Genomic DNA, 16,998 nt, shown 5'->3' on the forward strand with positions numbered 1-16,998 from the left:
CATTTCTCATACATATGCAACCCCTGCACCTGCGCGCAGCTTGCGCAGGAGATTCGCCTTGCTCTTGGAGACTGCACTCGCCGAGGTGCCGAGGAGCACAGCGATGCGCCGCAGTGTCAGATCGCGGAAGTAGTGCAGGGAGAGGATCTCCTTCTCGCGCTCCGTGAGGCGGTGCATCACATTTCTCAGCAGCCCGCGCACAAGAAGCCGCAGATCTGCGCACTCCGTCGGATTCTCTGTCCCGCCGCAGTGCTCCCACGCATCCCGCCCATCAGCCGTCTGCTCGGGATGTGATGTCCGCTCCCAGAGCCGCCGCTCGCGGCGGAACTCCGTATAGAGCGCGTGATGCACGCGCCCCTTCACGAATCCCGCGAACGGCGCGCCATGCTTCGGATCGTAGTCATGCAGCGCCTCAATAAAGGCGAGCACGCCGATGTTCTCTGCATCCGCCGCGAGTGCGGCATTCCTGAGATATGAGGCGCGGGACTCGGCGACGATCAGCCCCCGGTAGCGCGCGTGCATCTCCGCCATTGCGCCCGCCTCCCCGCGCACCGCGCGCGCAATCAGCACATCCTCCTCCGCCTTTGTCAGCGGCGGATGCGCCCAACGGGTCTCACGCACCGAACATTTCTGCCGCTCCGCAGGCGTCCTCACGTCATTTCGTTCCTTCATTTGATATACCTCCTTCAAACAAATGTTTTTATCAAAAAGAAGTATAACAAAAGAAAACATACGATGCAAAAATCGTATCAGCGCGATGGGCATAAAAGATGCGTACAAAAAAGAGCGCCTTTGATCGTCCAAGGCGCCCCTTCTACAGCATACTGCGCATACGCTCCACGTACCACCCGAGCCCTGCCCGCCTACGTATCCTCCGCGAGTGCCGCCGTCACGGCGGTGATGATATTCTCATTGATCGCCTGCACACAGGAGATCACATAGTCGCGCTGCTCGAGCCGGAACGGCACGAGATGGTGCAGCCGCAACATGCGCCCATCGTCCGGCATACGCTTGTAGAACAGTACCGCGACCTCCTCACGCCCCGCCTTATCCTCAAGGACGGCGCGCAGATGCTTTTCACTGTAAAACTTCTTGAACAGCTTCTGCTCGGCGGGAAGAATCTTCTCCTCCGCATAGTGGGCGACCAGCTCCTCGAAGTGCCCATACTCCTGCGTATAGTTCGGCTCATAGACATCTCGATAGAGCTGGGTGAGCTTGCGCGAGCCGAGATCGAAGAGATCCACGCGGTCATAGAGCGCAACAATCTGGTTCAGTGCCTCCTGCATTGAACCCGCCTCGGGGCTGAACCGCGAGATGTTCACCGTCGCCATCAGAAACACCGCACGCGTATCATCCACATCGCGCGTCACGAGCCGCAGGCGCACCGAGTTGAACGAGTTGCGCGTGATAAAGTCCGTATAGACCTCGCGCCCCGTGCGGTCGGCCTCCTCCATCATGCGCGCGATCATGCGCTCATTCTGGCGTTTACGCCGCTCGTAGTGCGGCGTATGCACGCTGTCCTGATCCAGCTCGATGTTCTGCAGGAACATTTTGAACATGCGGCTCTGATAGAGATAGCGGATCTCCCCGCCCTCCTCCTCGAGCACCGCAAGTGAGAGCGCATCCCCGATCTCCGGCGAACCGCGCCGCTCAATCGCCTCACTCGAGAGCACATTGATCGCACCGATCTCCGCATAGTAGCTGCCGAGGCGCAGCGGCTCCACCTTCACCTGCGCCGTCTCCCCATGACAGTATGCGATCGCCTTGTCGAGCGGCATCGGCGGGCTGAACAGATAGCCCTGCACCTTCTCGCAGCCGATCTCACGCAGGAACTCGAACTGTGCCTCCGTCTCCACGCCCTCCGCGAGCGTATGCAGCCCGAGCTCCTTCGCCATATTCACAATCGAGCGGATGACAATCGCGGACTTCGGATTCGTATCGAACGAGCGCAGAAAATTCATATCGATTTTCAGCACGTCAAAGACATAGTCCTTGACATTGTTCAGCGAGGAGTAGCCGCTGCCGAAATCGTCCATCCAGACCTCGTACCCCGCCGCGCGGAAGCGTGCAATCTCGCCCTGCAGGAACTTCTCATCATCGCTCTGCGCGCCCTCTGTCACCTCGACGTTGAGCAACGAACGTGCAATATCGTAGCGCAGACGGACATCCTCGACCGCCTGCACCATATCCATCAGACGGAAATCCGCGCGCGAGAGGTTCACCGACACGCGCAGCAGCTCCCAGCTCGGCAGCTCACGACGGATGCGGGAGATATCCTGACATACCCGCTCGATGATGTAGAGGTCGAGCTGCGGCGAGAGATGTGCATCCTCAAGCACGGGCACGAACACCCCCGGCGAGATCATCCCATGCACAGGGTCGCGCCAGCGCGCGAGCGCCTCGAACCCGCAGATTTCACGCGTCATCGTACGTATCTCAGGCTGATAGAACACCTCGATATAGCCCTCGATCATCGCCTCCTGGAATGAGCGAATGATATGGCTGCGGAAATTAATTTCCTCCTCCATCGCGGGGTCAAACTCCGCCCACGTCAGATCGTAGGTATTCTTGATGCTGTTGCAGGCAATCTTCGCGCGATCCATGATGAGCGCGACATCCGTTACATCCTCCGGTGGGTGATAGATCCCCGCCTTTACCTCCATCGGCAGCCCCAGATCATAGACGCGGATGCGCTCGTGGATGAACTGGATGCAGTCCGCTGGATTTTCGCTGTGCGTCGCCACCGCGAAATGATCGTCGTTAAAGCGCGCGACGAGATTCCCCTCGAACGTCTCGCGCAGGAGATCTGCCACATAGCGCAGCAGGCGGTTGCCCTGCTGGAATCCGTAGCGCTGGTTAAAACTCTTGAAATTCTCGATATCGAAATACATGAACGTCAGCGGATCCGCCAACACATCCTGCAGATGCGCCGATGCATGGCGCATAAACTGCATCATATTCAGCAACCCCGTGACCTGACAGAGATCGCGCTCGCCGTATTGTTCCAGCAAACTGAGTCCCCCATTCCCATCCGTAACCATTAGAGTGAGATACGGCCAAATTCCTCCACCATATCACGCAAACTCATCCCACTCGTTCCGCTGAGGATCCCTGAGCGCTGCCCCGGCTTCTTCGCACGTGCCACAACCGCATCGAAAATTTCATCCTCAACAGAGCCAGGAACGAGATGCTCCCAATTGGCCGGATCGTAGGAACGCTCCTTAATTGCGTTCTCAGGCCTTCCCGTGACCTCGAGTTCCGAGATGAACATAATCTTGCGCTCATCCGGACTGATGTAGTAGTGCTCCAAGAAGTACTTTGTCGGGCGGATCTTCCCATCCTCCGCCACAGCATCCCCCGTCTGATTCTCCACAAGTCGGATCCAGACATCAAGGATCTTCTCTGTGGGACGGTACGGCTTAGGAATCCAGCGCGTATTCTTAGAATCCATGTAGTAAGTAAAACCGTTGTCGGTAAAAAGCGTTTTATAGCGGGCAGCCTTTTCACGCTTTTTTTCTGCCTTTGCAGCCTTCTTCTGCGCACGCACAGCCGCACGCTGTGCCTTTTTCTCTTCCTTCGCCGCAGCCGCAACGGCCTTTTTCTCCGCTTTTGCTGTCGCCTTGTCATCACTCACAGCCGCACGCTGACTTTCCATACGTTCAGCCAGCGACATCGGCTGAGACTCTACAGCCGCCTCCTGCACGTTGCCCCGCTCCTGCACCGTGCTCTCCGCCGCATCTGCAGCGGGTGCAGACAGGAGGAATGCCGTCAGCGTTCCGAGTGCAAGACCTCTCCATCGTTTCATCTCGTCATCCCCTTATCGAATCGCTTTCCTTATCTTATGCCGCACCGAAAATTGCACAGCAAATATACGCATATACGTCTTTAATTATTTTCGACATAAAGCAGATAAATCCTTTATTAAATTATTTCAGCGGACTTTGCTCCGGCTGTCCCGCGCGGCGCGGATACGCCTTCGGCGTCGGGCGCTCCTTCGTGACCGAGAGAATTGCACGCACATCGTCAAGCCCCGGCAGCTGCACGGGACGCGCCGTGATCGCACCGCCCCCAAGGCGCTCCGCCGCCCCGCGCGCCTCCGCTGCCTCCTCTGCGTACGCGCGTCCCTTGAGCGCGAGCACCGCGCCGCCCACGCGTACGAACGGCAGCGTATACTCGAGCAGCACGGGCATGCGCGCCACCGCGCGGCTCACCGCAATATCATAGTGCGCGCGGTGCTCCTTTTGGCGTGCCGCCTCCTCCGCCCGTGCGTGGATGCAGCGCACGTTCGTGAGATTCATCGCGCGCGTCACCTCCGTGAGGAAGCGTACGCGCTTTGCCAGCGCATCCATCAGTGTCACCTCGATGTGCGGCGCATAGACAGCGAGCGGGATGCCGGGGAGTCCTGCGCCCGTCCCCACATCGATCAGTGTCTGCGCAGCATCGAACAGCGCGGCATCGTACGCCGTCAGACTGTCGATGATATGCTTCACCGCGACGTCGGCGGGCGCGGTCAGTGCCGTGAGGTTCATGCGCTCATTCCACTCCACAAGGAGCTCGTTGTAGACGCTGAATTGCGCAACCTGCTCCTCCGTCAACGGAATCTGCACCTCTGCCGCGCGCGCGGTCAGAATCTCCTCGAATTCGGTCATACGTCCCTCCTGAAAGAAAAGCTCATCCGCGAATCAGCAGCACGGCGACATCGTTCACATTCGTGCCCGTCGGCCCCGTCATGATGAGCCCGCCGACGGCGTTCAGCGCAGGGTAGGCATCGTTCTCGGCGAGCGCCGCCGCGGCACTCTTCCCCTCGCGTGCGAGTGCCGCGACCGTCCCGCCGTCGACATAGCCACCCGCCGCATCCGTGGGGCCGTCCGTCCCATCGCTGCCGACGCTGAACACGGCGATGTTCATGAGACCTGCGATGCCCTCCGCCGCTGCAAGGGCAAGCTCCTGATTGCGCCCGCCGCGCCCCTTGCCCCTCAGCTGCACAACGGTCTCGCCGCCCGCAATATAGGCGTACGATCCTTCGCTCGCGTGCGTGCGCGCAATCGCCGCAAGGAAGCGTCCCGCCTCGCGCGCCTCACAGGCCAGCTGATCGGTCAGGAGGACGGGCGTATAGCCGCGCCGCTCTGCTGCCGCCGCTGCCGCCGCGCACAGTTCGCGCACGCTGCCCGTGATATGCGTCTCCACATTCGGCAGCGCCGTCGGCAGCGGCTTGTCGAGGAGCGCGGTCGCGGTGGGCGAGAGACGCAGCCTGTATTTCTCCACGACAGCGTGCGCATCTGCCGCTGTCGAGCTGTCGGGATGCGCGGGGCCCGATGCGATCATGTCGAGCGGGTCGCCGAGGATGTCGCTGAGCACAATCGAGAACACTGCAGCGGGCGCACAGTGCTCCGCGAAGCGGCCGCCCTTCACCGCACTCATGCGCTTGCGCAGCGTATTCATTGCAACGATGTCCGCACCCGAGGCGAGCAGCTGCTCCGTGAGATCTGTCAGCTCTGCGGCAGGAATGAGCGGCTGCTCGAAGAGTGCACTCCCGCCGCCCGAGAGCAGGAAGAGCACCGTGTCCTCCGCCGTGAGGTTCTCCGTCAGCGCAAGCGCCTCACGGGTCGCAGCAAATGAGTTCTCATCGGGCACGGGATGCCCCGCCTCCATGCAGCGCACGCGCGGAATCTCGCCCATCACATGATCGTATTTTGTAATCACGAGCCCCGTGTCGATGCGCTCACCGAGCACGTCTGCCGCCGCGCGCGCCATCTGCCACGCCGCCTTGCCGACCGAGACGAGCACAATCCGCCCGTTTGCAAAGGTATGTCCCTTCAGCGCCTTTTCCACCGCCGCATCCGGCAAGATTGCCGCCAATGATTCCTTGATGATGCCGTCGGCATCGTTCCGCAGGTTCATATTATTCCTCTCTTTCGTTCGAGCCTGTGCTTGCTGCACAACGTATATGGCAATTTGACTTCATTATATCACAAGTTGCTCTCACTCCAAAAGTCCCCCGTTGACCGAAACACCTTTCTATGGTCTAATAGGCTCATAAGGGATATGTTGCGCGGTTCGCCTCCCCCTCTGTGGAGGGGGAGGCTTTGAGGCACGGCATATAAGCTTCCCCCGCAAAAGTGAGGGAAGCTTATTATAGATACAATAAGGAGAACAACATGAATATACAGGACAAGGTCGTCTACCAGATCTACCCGAAATCCTTCTATGACACGAACGGCGACGGCCTCGGCGATCTGCCCGGCGTCACCGCGAAGCTCGACTACCTGAAGGAACTCGGCGTCGACTTCCTCTGGCTCACGCCGTTCTTCATCTCGCCACAGAACGATGGCGGCTATGACGTCGCCGACTACTGCGCCGTCGACCCGCGCTTCGGCACGATGGAGGACGTCGATGCACTCATCCACGCGGCACGGGCGCGCGGCATCGGCATCATGCTCGACATGGTCTTCAACCATACCTCGACCGAGCACGCGTGGTTCAAGCGCGCGCTCACGGGCGATCCCGCCTATATGGACTACTACATCTTCAAGGACGGCACGCCCGACGCGCCGCCGACGAACTGGGTCTCGAAATTCGGCGGAAACGCGTGGAAGTATGTCCCCGCACTCAGAAAATACTACCTCCACCTCTTCGACGTGACGCAGGCAGATCTCAACTGGGAGAACCCGCGCGTGCGCGAGGAGCTGAAGAACGTCGTCCGCTTCTGGAAGGAAAAGGGCGTCGAGGGCTTCCGCTTCGACGCCGTCAACCTCATCTCCAAGCCCGCCGTCTTCGAAAACGACACGGAGGGCGACGGCCGCCGCTTCTACACCGACGGCCGCCACGTCCACGAATTCCTCAAGGAACTCACGCGCGACACAGGGATCGACGCCATGATCACCGTCGGGGAGATGTCCTCCACCACCCTCGAGAACTGCATCCGTTACTCGAACCCCGCCGAGAAGGAACTCTCGATGGTGTTCAGCTTCCACCATCTGAAGATCGACTATAAGGATGGGGCGAAGTGGGCACTGCAGGAGCCGAACCTCATGGCGCTCAAGAACCTTTTCCGCATCTGGCAGGAGGGCATGGCGGCGGGCGGCGGATGGAACGCCGTCTTCTGGTGCAACCACGATCAGCCACGCGTCGTCAGCCGCCTCGGCGACGACGCGTGCTATCCCGTCGCATCCGCGAAAATGCTCGCCGCGTGCATCCATTTCATGCGCGGCACGCCCTACATCTATCAGGGCGAGGAGCTCGGCATGACGAACGCGAAGTACACGGACATTGCCCAGTACCGCGACGTGGAGAGCCTGAACTACTACCAGATCCTGCTCGATGAGGGGAAATCGCGGGAGGAGGCACTCGCCATCCTCGCCGCGCGCTCGCGCGACAACAGCCGCACGCCGATGCAGTGGAGCGCAGACGAAAACGCGGGCTTTACCACGGGCACGCCGTGGCTCGCCCCGCCCGCGAACTACCGCACGATCAACGCCGAGGCGCAGCGCGCGGACGCAGACTCCATCTTCCATTTCTATCGGACGCTCATCCGTCTGCGCAAGGAGCAGCCCATCATCCAGAAGGGCGACATCTTCTTCCTCGAGCGCGAAAACGCGAGCGTCATCGCCTACGAGCGCGCCCATGCAGGGCAAAAGCTGCGCGTCTACTGCAACTTTCGCGCAGCGAACGTCCCCCTGATGGAAGACACCCTCGCATCTCTTGCGGACGCAGGTTGGACAAAGCTCCTCGGCAACTACGAGGGGCTTGCGGCGGAGCTGCGTCCCTACGAGGTCGTTGTGTTAGAGAAAGACTGAGAAACAGCCCTTGTCAATCGCACGCCCGCCTGTTATAATGGACATAGAAAGAACGCCCTATGCGGCATCTTTCCATAATCAAGTGTTATATTCATAGAGAATAACCGCTCGACCGGTCAAAGCTGGGCGGTTATTTCTTTTGGGTTATCGCTAAGATATAGCCTGTGGCGACGATTAACAACACGATCGCACCAATTTCAGACATACGAGCTAGGTTGCACGGACGAAGTGAGACCGTCCGGATTGCTGCAGATTTTTTGTCTTGCCAAGGAAACAAACCGGACGCAGAGTGGTGCTCTGTGGAGGATTTGTTGACGATGGCAGGGCGAAAAAGATGCTGTGAGACGGATGGTTGAACGAGTCTGTGCAGCCTTCCCCCTTTCGGGGGAAAGATACCGCCGCGGGAGTACTCCCGCCCAGGACGTTTCGCTTCTATTATATTGGGCGTGAACAGTAAAAGCCAAACATATTTCCGAAAAAAGCCCGTTTGGAGCACAGTCCAAACGGGCTTTTTTCGGTCAGAGCGTCCTCAGTTCACAACATTGACAGGCTTTCCGTCGATGAACGACTTCACGTTGTCTGCCGTGGTCTGCATAATGCGCTCGCGCGCCTCCTTCGTCGCCCATGAGATATGCGGCGTGATGATGCAGTTCTTTGCCGTGAGCAGCACATTGTCCGCCTTGATCGGCTCTGTCGACACAACATCAAGCGCCGCACACGCGACCTTGCCGCTGTTCAGCGCAGCCGCCAGATCCGCCTCCACAACGAGAGGTCCGCGGCTGTTGTTGATGAGGATGACGCCGTCCTTCATCTTCGCGATGTTTGCCGCGTTGATAATTCCCTCCGTTGCGGGGAAAAGCGGGCAGTGCAGGAAGATGAAAGCCGACTGCGCAAGCAGCTCGTCTAGGCTGACGTATTCAGCAACCGCACGCCCTGCATCCGACTCATGCGCATCGCTCGCGAGAACGCGTACATTGAGCGCACGCAGCACCTTCGCCGTATTGACGCCAATGCGTCCGAGGCCGATGATACCCGCCGTCTTGCCGCTCACCTCGATCATCGGATGATGCCAGTAGCACCAGTCCGGATTCGATGCCCACTCGCCCGCATGAACGGAGCGGTCATGATCGCCGATGTGCGAGCACGCCTCAAGCAGAAGCCCGATCGCGAACTGACTGACATTGTCCGTGCCATACACAGGCACATTCATGACAGGGATGTTCTTCGTGCGCGCATATTCGTAGTCCACAACATTGTAGCCCGTCGCGAGCACGGCAATCACCTTCAGATTCGGGCACTTGTCCATCGTCGCCTTCGAGATTGGCGTCTTGTTGATGACAATGACCTCCGCGTCACCGATGCGCTCGGCGATCAGCGGCGACTCCTCGTATGCAGTGCGGTCATAGACCGTCACCGTGCCAAGCGCCTCCAGCGGCGCCCAGCTGATATCCCCCGGATTCTCCGTATATCCATCGAGTACAACAATCTTCATCGCATTTCCTCCTTTGTTAATGTACGTCCTTGTCTCTGTGAGAAAATTCTATCATGGGGCGAAGGAGATGTCAAAGACGACCTGCACGTACATATAGAAGAGCAATATGGCAAATTCGAGGATCAGGTAAGGCATGACCCGTTTCGAAATTGCACCGATACTCGCCTTGGTAATACTGCTTGCAACAAATATGTTGACTGCCATCGGCGGAGTAATCATACCGATTGAGGTATTGACGATAATGATCAGCCCCAGAACAATTGGATCAACGCCGAGTGCCACAGCAATCGGGAGCAGGATCGGTGTTACAAGCAGGATGATGGACTGCGTTTCAAGGAAGCAGCCAAGGAAGAGCAGCAGGAGGTTCATCATCAGAAGGATGACATACTTGCTGCTGAACGCTGCCATAATCGTAGTCGAAAGGATCGTCGGGATATTCTCCGTCGTCATAAACCAACTGAACGGTGCCGACATACTGATGATGAACATGACGATGGCCGAGCTGACGCAGCTCTCTGCAAAGATATCGTACAGCTTCTTTGCATCCACCTCGCGGAAGACAAAGACAGAAACGACCAGTGCGTAGACGCAGGCAACTGCCGCCGATTCAGTCGGCGTGAATACGCCCGTATAGATGCCACCGAGGATGATCACAGGCATCAGGAGTGCGAGAAACGCGTCCTTAAACCGTACGACGTATTCTTTTGCAGGGTACGGTGTACGATCCGGTGTATCAAACTTGCGGCACTTAAACATATTCATGACGCATAGGCCAACTGCGAGCATAATGCCCGGAATCCATCCGCCCATGAACATTGCCGTAACTGATACACCTGCCGTCACGGCATAGGTGACCATGCCGATGGACGGCGGGATAACAACGCCGAGTGTCCCCGAAGAGGCCGCGATTGCCGCCGTCACGTCACGCGGATATCCCTTTTCGAGCATCTTCGGTGAGGTGATGCCGCCAATAGCAGCCACCGTCGCGGGGTTGGAGCCCGAGATCGCACCGAAGAATGCCGACGCAACAACAGAGATACACGCGAGACGTCCGGGCAGACGCCGCAACAGCAGCTCGATAAAGCCGATCAGGCGATCCGAGATACCGCCGACCGCCATGATGTTGCCTGCGAGGATGAAAAACGGTACCGCCATAAGGGTAAAACTATCCAGCTGCGTAAACATACGCGTCGGCACCGAGGCGAGATACTGCGGATTGCTCGTTACCAACATGGTGACAACTGCTGCAATGCCGAGACTGATCGCAATGGGAACACCCAAAAAGAGAACAAGAAAGAGTACTGCAAAGAGAATTCCTGCAATTCCCATCAGCCCGCCGCCTCCTTCTCATCCTGCGGGGCATCTCCCGCCGTACGGATTTTCTGCACCGTACGATAAGTATAGAATACCGCCATGAGGACAATCCCGATGGGGATCAGCGCATAGACACCGCCGAGGGGGAGTTTCAGCATGGGGCTGAGCTTCCCCTGTGTGAGCATCTTTGATACGATGTCCCAACCATACCTCGCCATGAATACGGCAAACACATCGAGCAGGATGGTGACGACGACACTCACTCCGAGAATGATGCGCGGCGATTTTCGAAAGAGCAGAGGTACGAGTTCGACGATGAAATGGCGCTCCTGCAGGGATGCAAGCATCAGTCCGAGGTAGACAATCGCAACCATGCAGTAGCGCGCGAACTCCTCACTCCACGGAATGGCAAAAAGCTGCGAGTACCGCCCGACGGTCGCCAGAAAGACGACCAGAACCATGAGCGCCATGAGGATAACCAAAAAGGCTTCGACGACTTTCGCAAAGCAGTCAACCAATTTTTTCATAAGCCCACCTCAGATTCGGCGATTCGCTGCAAATACTCAGCGTCCAGTAATGGCGCGGATGCGAGAGAGCAGACCCTGGTCGATGTTGAGGGAGGAATCCTGATAGACGCTTTCCGTCACCTTCATCCACTCTGCCTTGTTCACATCCGTGAATACAACTCCCTGTTCCGTCATGCGCTGACGTGCCGTAGCATCGATGCTCTTGGAGATTTCGCGCTCCTTCATCTTGCCGTATTCAGCTGCCTCATCGAACCACTTCTTCTGTTCGTCGGTGAACTTGTTGTAGGTATCCTCGTTGATCATCAGTACACAGGGGCTGTAGAACAGGTCGATCATCGAGATGTACTTCTGCACCTCATAGACCTTTGCCGTCAGGATGATCGCAAGCGGATTCTCCTGCCCATCGACAGTGCCCTGCTGGAGTGCGGAGAAAATCTCACCCCACGCCATTGCCGTCGGTGTTGCTCCGAGAGCCGTGTAGCTCGCCATATGGACGTGGTTCTCCATCGTACGAATCTTCATGCCGGCAAGGTCTGCCGGTGTCTTGATTTCCTTCTTATTGTTCGTCAGCTCACGGAATCCGTTCTCCCAGAAGCCGATTGCCTTGACACCCGTGCCGTTAAATGCCCCCAGCAGCTCCTTGCCGATATCACCGTCGAGCACCTTATATGCCTCTTCGCGCGACTCAAAGAGATAGGGCAGGTCAAGCGTGCTCCAGTTCTTCGTCGCATCCGAGAATGTCGAGATCGGTCCAGTCGAGGAAAGCACCATATCCTGCGTACCGAGCGAAACGTTGTCGATCATGTCGGACTCGCCGCCGAGTGCAGAGTTCGGGTAGATATCAATGGTCATGGTGCCGCCCGAAAGTTCCTCGAGCTTCTTCTGCATCTCGACCAATCCGAGAACATAGTGTCCGTCCGGTGCCGTTGTCGTACCGACTTTGAGATGTGTCTTTGCCGTTTCGCTGCCGAGGAGCTTCACCTCATCGCCCTTCTGCTGATTTTTGGGCGCAGCACCATTATCCCCGCCGCCGCAGCCAATCATTGTGAGCGCCATAATCATCGTCATGGCAAGGAGTGTCAGTCGCTTCAACATGTTGGATTCTCCTTTTCTCTCTTAGAAAATAAAACTCATCTGCCCAGGAGCCTCAAAGCTTGGGATTCTCAGGGTGAAGCATCGTGGCGATCGCCTTTTCAAGCATATCGTCCTCCCAGATCTTCTTCCAGTCGTCGCGTAGCACATGACGGTTACCAATGCCAATGGCGACCTTGCAGGCGTCCGAGACAGGCGGATTGCCCGGCAGATAGCCGAGGAAGTTCGCACTTAGGTTGAAGATGTGTCCCGTCAGGAAGGAGACCGCTGCCTCTCGTTCAATGCCGCGGCGCACCGCCTCATCCACCGTCTCTGCCATCGCGTACAGCGTGCTCGCGCCGAGGATCTCTACGAGTGTCGGCTCGAGGAACGCGATCTGTTCGGAGGTCATGATGTACGCTTTGTCCGCACGGTACATGCAGCGTGCCGTCTCCTGTGCCAGATCGAACTTTGCATCATCGCCGCATATTTTCGACATGACAATGTCCTGATGTCCGCCCTCGCCGCCAAAACGGTCAAGATATGCATCCTCTTCCTTCTGCCACTTGAAATAAGACGGATGACATGGATGGGCAACCCCGAAGGTGCAGTCATCACGCAGCGTCAGCTCCTTGGCGACTGCAGCCGCAGGATCGAGGATGAGAAACACCGTACCGGGGCGCAGGAGCGGCACATACTCTGCCGAAAGTGTCCGGATCATCGTATCCGGTACGGCGAAGATGACGACATCGGCGAAGTCAAGGGCTTCCTTGACAGGGGTCACCGAGAGGCCTCGTTCCTTCTCAATGCGCTCGACAGCAGGCGGATAAGTCTCCACCAGTTTCACATCAAATTTATCAGGGAACTTCGTGATGAGGTTATTCGAGGTGCGCGTCCCCATCTTGCCGCCTGCACCAATGACTGCGACCTTGATCTTACTCATAGATTCGGCTCCTTTCTGCCGCTCTGAACAAAGTGTTCAGAGATTATTTTCCAAGGGCTTTCAGCGTCTCCTCCGCAATGCCTGTAGGACTGAATCCGTAGCGGTCTCCGAGTTCCTTTGCCGCACCGGACTCCGCATAATCCGTGAGTGCAATCCGCTTCACACGCACCGGCTTATGTTCGGTCGCCAAACGGCTGATGTAGGAGCCGAGTCCACCGTTGATGTTGTGATCTTCAACCGTGACAACGCAGTCGGTCTTAGCCATGACATCGAGGATCTTCTGCGGATTCTTGCCATAGAGGATATTGATGTCCGCAACTGTGACATTCACGCCGCGAGCCTTCAGCTCATTCGCTGCCGCCATCACGCGGTCAAGGACAAAGCCGTTCGAGAAGATCACTGCATCCGTCCCGTACTCCTTCAGCACGGTGATGCCGTCGAGAGAGAAGGGTGCCTCCGGTGCGAAGACATCCGCCTCGCGACCCGAGCCGCCGCGGATATAGACCGGACCCTCGATCTCCGCCGCATAGCGCACAGCCTTATACATCTGATTGCCGTCCGCCGGCGTCAGAATCGTGAAGTTCGGCAGGGAGCTGACGAACGCCAGATCCTCATAGAACTGATGCGTCACACCCTCGCGCTCGCCGCCGAGGCAGCCCGCATTGAAGCCCGCGCATTTCACATTGAGATCCGTATAGCCGACAAAGGTGCGCATCTGCTCACCCGCGCGCATCGTCATAAAGCCGCAGTAGGTACCGACAAACGGAATGCAGCCCGCGCTCGCCATGCCGGCGGCAACAGCAACTGCACACTGCTCGGCAATCCCGCACTCGATGTAGCGCTCCGGGTACTTATCGCCAAACGCAACCGCGCGCATTGCCTTGAGCGCATCTGGGTAGACGCCGTAGACATCCTTGCCCTCATCCGCCAAATCCATCATTGCTGCCGCAAAGGCCTCGCGGGTTCCCTTAAACTTTGCCATCTCACTCGCCTCCCAGCTCGCTCTTTGCAATCGCCCACTCTTCATCCGTCGGAACACCCTTATGCCATGCGTTGTTGTCTGCCATATAGCTCACGCCGCAGCCTTTGATGCAGTCACAAACGATCGCGTGCGGCTTGCCGGCAACAGTCTTGGCTTTCGCTACAGCCGCTTTGATCGCATCCATATCATGTCCGTCGATCTCCTGCGTGTCCCAGCCGAATACACGGAAGCGCTCCGCAACATTATTGAGGCCGACGGTGAACTCCACCGACTTGTAGCTCTGCCAGTTGTTCTTGTCGATGAAGACGATGAGGTTATCGAGCTTCCGTCCGGTCGCGATATTCACCCCTTCCCAAATGACGCCCTCCTGCAGCTCACCGTCACCACAGATCACGTAAGTGTAAAAATCCTTCTTGTGCACCTTTGCTGCGATCGCCATCCCCGCTCCAATTGCAATGCCGTTCCCGAGGGAGCCGCTCGTCATGTCGATCCCGGGGACACCGCTGTGCATGGACGGATGTCCCTGGAAGATGCTGTCCAGTGCACGCAGACGATAGTCCTGCACCTTCGGCTTTACGAAGCCGCGCTCATTCAGTGCCGCGTAAAAGATAGGACATGCATGCCCCTTAGAGAGGATGAAGCGATCACGATCCGGATCGTCCGGCCGATCAGGATTTACGCGCATGATGTCAAAGTAAAGCGCCGCCATGATATCGGCGATCGAGAGAGCAGGCCCCGGATGCCCGTCCTTGCCCTCATAGATCATGCGAACAGCCTCGAACCGCAGCTTCTTTGCGATCTTTTTCAGTTCCGCAGATTCCATACGTTTTCCTCCTTCTACTTGGGGAAGATGCGGCAGACTTTGTTTCCGATGCGGCCGTATCCTCTTCCTCCATCCTAACTATGGTCAGACATCAGACGTCTGATTCTTATACTCTATATATAACATATTATTATCTTAATGTAAAGGATATTTATCGGTTTTTGTGCAAAAACTGCGCAAATTCGCTATAGAACAACTTCACCAACTTCTCTGATAAATCAAAAACTGTTGTACGCAAAATGATTTATTCGCCTTTTCATATCGCTTCTGCTATAATGGGGCACAGAGAACAGGGAATGGACGCAGGAAGGATCTATCGATGCTTATGAAGGCAAACGGCACCGCCGTGCATTTACAACCGGATTTCAAACACCAATCCATGTCTGCTGCGGAGCTTGTCGTCACCGGCATCAAACAGCAACTGATTGACCGCCGTCTGCGCGCGGGCGACCGACTGCCGCCCGAAACAGAACTGTGCGAGGTCTTTGGCGTCGGCCGCAGTTCCCTGCGCGAGGCAATCCGCACACTGCGCGCACAGGGTTTGCTCGAGCTGCAGCCCGGTGTCGGAACGTTCGTATCAGACGGCCGCGGCAAAGCGTTTCGCGATACTCTCTTCTACAATCTCTGTCTTGCAGATCCTGAGTTGGACGAGATCGAGGAGCTGCGCAAGATCCTTGAGATTGATATTATGGAGCTCATCATCCGCAACTACAAACGCAACGCCCCTGAGCGGGTGCTCCTGCATGAGAATTTCAACGAACTCACCGCACTTGCCTCAACGAACTGTGACAGCAACACACTGCTTGCGAATGATATGGACTTCCATAAAATCATGGCAGATGCGTGTAAAAACCACGTCATCCGCTCCATCTATCGGAGTCTTATCGACTATCTCCAACGCTCGATGGCCGATTCCTACGCCGCGCAGAGTATTGAGCGCGTCCTCGAAAGCCATCGCAGTCTCCTATCCACAATCGACGATCGCGCCATCGACCGTGTTGAGGAGAGTGTAAGCTTCTCCCTCGCTCCTTGGCGTCCACAGGCGTAGCACACACATAGCAAAAGACCCCGATGGCTGTATTATACCATCGGGGTCTTTTGCTATGCGGGTTGTCGTTTTTTACTCAATATGCAGCGGCTCTTTGCGCGTCGGCGGCGGAAACGCGCGGTCAATCGCGGCGCAGTCCTCCGCCGTGAGGTCGAATGCGTCCGCGCCCGCATTGCTGACGGCGTGCTCCCGCCGTCCCGTACGCGGAATGGCGATCGTATTGCCGTCGCGGATCGCCCATGCGAGTGCGATCTGCGCCGGTGTCGCGCCGTACTTCGCCGCAATCTCACCGAGCACACTGCTCCCGAGGAGGTCGCAGCCGAGCCGCCCCACCTGCGCGAGCGGGCAGTACGCCATCAGCGCAACATGATGCTCCCGCATCCACGGCAGGAGGCTGTAGTCGATGCCGCGCGAACCCATGTGATAGAGCACCTGATTCACCGCACAGTTCCTGCCGCCATCGATACGCCACAGCTCCTCCATATCTGCCGTATCGAGGTTGGACACGCCCCACGCGCGGATCTTGCCCAACGCGCGTGCCTTCTCCATCGCCGCGACCATGTCCGCGAGAGGGTGACTGCCGCGCCAATGGTAGAGGTAGAGATCGAGATAGTCCGTCCCGAGATGGGAGAGACTTCGGTCGAGCGACTCCATGAGCCGTGTGCCGTACGCGTTCGACGGCATGACCTTCGACACGAGAAAGAGCTTGGTGCGGTCATAGGAACGAATTGCCTCACCTACGAGGCGCTCCGAGCGCCCGTCACCATAGTTCTCCGCCGTGTCGATGAGGGTCATGCCCGCCTCGATGCCTGCACGCAGTGCCTCGATCTCCCGCGCATGTGTTTCGGCGGAGTCCCCAAGGTACCATGTCCCCTGCCCGAGTGCGGGGACAGAGACCCCGCTTGACAGCTTGACCATGTGTTTCATATTATCACGCTCCTTACCTATTGGAAGAGTACATGACCTTTGGGCAAATACCATTATCTCGGTACTCTTTCATTT

At 57.5% G+C, this 16,998-nt stretch carries 15 protein-coding genes; 2 read left to right on the forward strand and 13 right to left on the reverse strand.

All coding sequences use genetic code 11. The annotated features are described in order from the left end of the window. Positions 1-6: 6 nt before the first annotated feature. The 5 genes from H1B31_RS02300 to H1B31_RS02320 all read right to left on the reverse strand — a co-directional run bounded on the left by H1B31_RS02300 (position 7) and on the right by H1B31_RS02320 (position 5,901). A complete protein-coding gene (locus tag H1B31_RS02300; RefSeq protein WP_226372131.1) occupies positions 7-672 on the reverse strand; it encodes a sigma-70 family RNA polymerase sigma factor in 666 nt (221 codons plus the stop codon). A gap of 191 nt (positions 673-863) precedes the next feature. Further along, positions 864-3,041 (reverse strand): putative bifunctional diguanylate cyclase/phosphodiesterase, encoded by a 2,178-nt coding sequence (locus H1B31_RS02305; protein WP_185980744.1) that lies wholly within the window; start codon positions 3,039-3,041, stop codon positions 864-866. Next, complete coding sequence (locus H1B31_RS02310) at positions 3,041-3,805, reverse strand: hypothetical protein (protein ID WP_185980745.1); 765 nt, start codon at positions 3,803-3,805, stop codon at positions 3,041-3,043. The genes H1B31_RS02305 and H1B31_RS02310 overlap by 1 nt, the downstream gene beginning before the upstream one ends. Positions 3,806-3,926: 121 nt before the next feature. Further along, positions 3,927-4,649 (reverse strand): 16S rRNA (guanine(527)-N(7))-methyltransferase RsmG, encoded by a 723-nt coding sequence (gene rsmG, locus H1B31_RS02315; RefSeq protein ID WP_185980746.1) that lies wholly within the window; start codon positions 4,647-4,649, stop codon positions 3,927-3,929. A 22-nt stretch (positions 4,650-4,671) separates the two neighbouring features. Beyond that, a complete protein-coding gene (locus H1B31_RS02320) occupies positions 4,672-5,901 on the reverse strand; it encodes a glycerate kinase type-2 family protein (RefSeq protein WP_185980747.1) in 1,230 nt (409 codons plus the stop codon). 257 nt (positions 5,902-6,158) lie between these two features. Here H1B31_RS02320 and treC point away from each other — a divergent pair, with 257 nt between their 5' ends. Continuing rightward, entirely contained in the window at positions 6,159-7,796 is a 1,638-nt protein-coding gene (treC, locus tag H1B31_RS02325) for an alpha,alpha-phosphotrehalase (protein ID WP_185980748.1), read from the forward strand. 529 nt (positions 7,797-8,325) lie between these two features. Here the strand turns inward: treC and H1B31_RS02330 are convergent. The 7 genes from H1B31_RS02330 to H1B31_RS02360 are packed head-to-tail and all read right to left on the reverse strand — an operon-like array spanning position 8,326 to position 15,008. Continuing rightward, positions 8,326-9,288: a D-2-hydroxyacid dehydrogenase gene (locus H1B31_RS02330; protein ID WP_185980749.1), complete on the reverse strand. Its 963-nt coding sequence runs from the start codon at positions 9,286-9,288 to the stop codon at positions 8,326-8,328. Positions 9,289-9,339: 51 nt separating this feature from the next. Next, entirely contained in the window at positions 9,340-10,617 is a 1,278-nt protein-coding gene (locus tag H1B31_RS02335) for a TRAP transporter large permease (protein WP_221933450.1), read from the reverse strand. Then, positions 10,617-11,129: a TRAP transporter small permease gene (locus H1B31_RS02340; RefSeq protein WP_185980750.1), complete on the reverse strand. Its 513-nt coding sequence runs from the start codon at positions 11,127-11,129 to the stop codon at positions 10,617-10,619. The genes H1B31_RS02335 and H1B31_RS02340 overlap by 1 nt, the downstream gene beginning before the upstream one ends. Positions 11,130-11,165: 36 nt before the next feature. Beyond that, the gene (locus tag H1B31_RS02345) at positions 11,166-12,224 is read right to left on the reverse strand and encodes a DctP family TRAP transporter solute-binding subunit (protein WP_185980751.1); all 1,059 of its coding nucleotides are present in this window, start codon (positions 12,222-12,224) and stop codon (positions 11,166-11,168) included. A gap of 52 nt (positions 12,225-12,276) precedes the next feature. Then, positions 12,277-13,143, reverse strand: coding sequence for a phosphogluconate dehydrogenase C-terminal domain-containing protein (locus tag H1B31_RS02350; RefSeq protein ID WP_069179636.1), 867 nt, complete (start codon positions 13,141-13,143; stop codon positions 12,277-12,279). A gap of 43 nt (positions 13,144-13,186) precedes the next feature. Beyond that, positions 13,187-14,125, reverse strand: a complete 939-nt coding sequence (locus H1B31_RS02355; protein WP_185980752.1) for a transketolase family protein — start codon at positions 14,123-14,125, stop codon at positions 13,187-13,189. Position 14,126: 1 nt separating this feature from the next. Next, on the reverse strand, positions 14,127-15,008 hold the full coding sequence (locus H1B31_RS02360; RefSeq protein ID WP_404828684.1) for a transketolase: 882 nt from the start codon (positions 15,006-15,008) through the stop codon (positions 14,127-14,129). A 259-nt stretch (positions 15,009-15,267) separates the two neighbouring features. On the opposite strand from H1B31_RS02360, the gene H1B31_RS02365 reads away from it, so the two are divergent. Next, a complete protein-coding gene (locus tag H1B31_RS02365) occupies positions 15,268-15,996 on the forward strand; it encodes a FadR/GntR family transcriptional regulator (RefSeq protein ID WP_185980754.1) in 729 nt (242 codons plus the stop codon). A 72-nt stretch (positions 15,997-16,068) separates the two neighbouring features. Here the strand turns inward: H1B31_RS02365 and H1B31_RS02370 are convergent, their stop codons facing one another. Beyond that, positions 16,069-16,923 (reverse strand): aldo/keto reductase, encoded by an 855-nt coding sequence (locus H1B31_RS02370; RefSeq protein ID WP_185980755.1) that lies wholly within the window; start codon positions 16,921-16,923, stop codon positions 16,069-16,071. Positions 16,924-16,998 lie beyond the last annotated feature (75 nt).

The organism is Selenomonas timonae, assembly GCF_014250475.1.
In the GTDB taxonomy this organism is placed as follows: Bacteria; Bacillota; Negativicutes; order Selenomonadales; family Selenomonadaceae; genus Centipeda; species Centipeda timonae.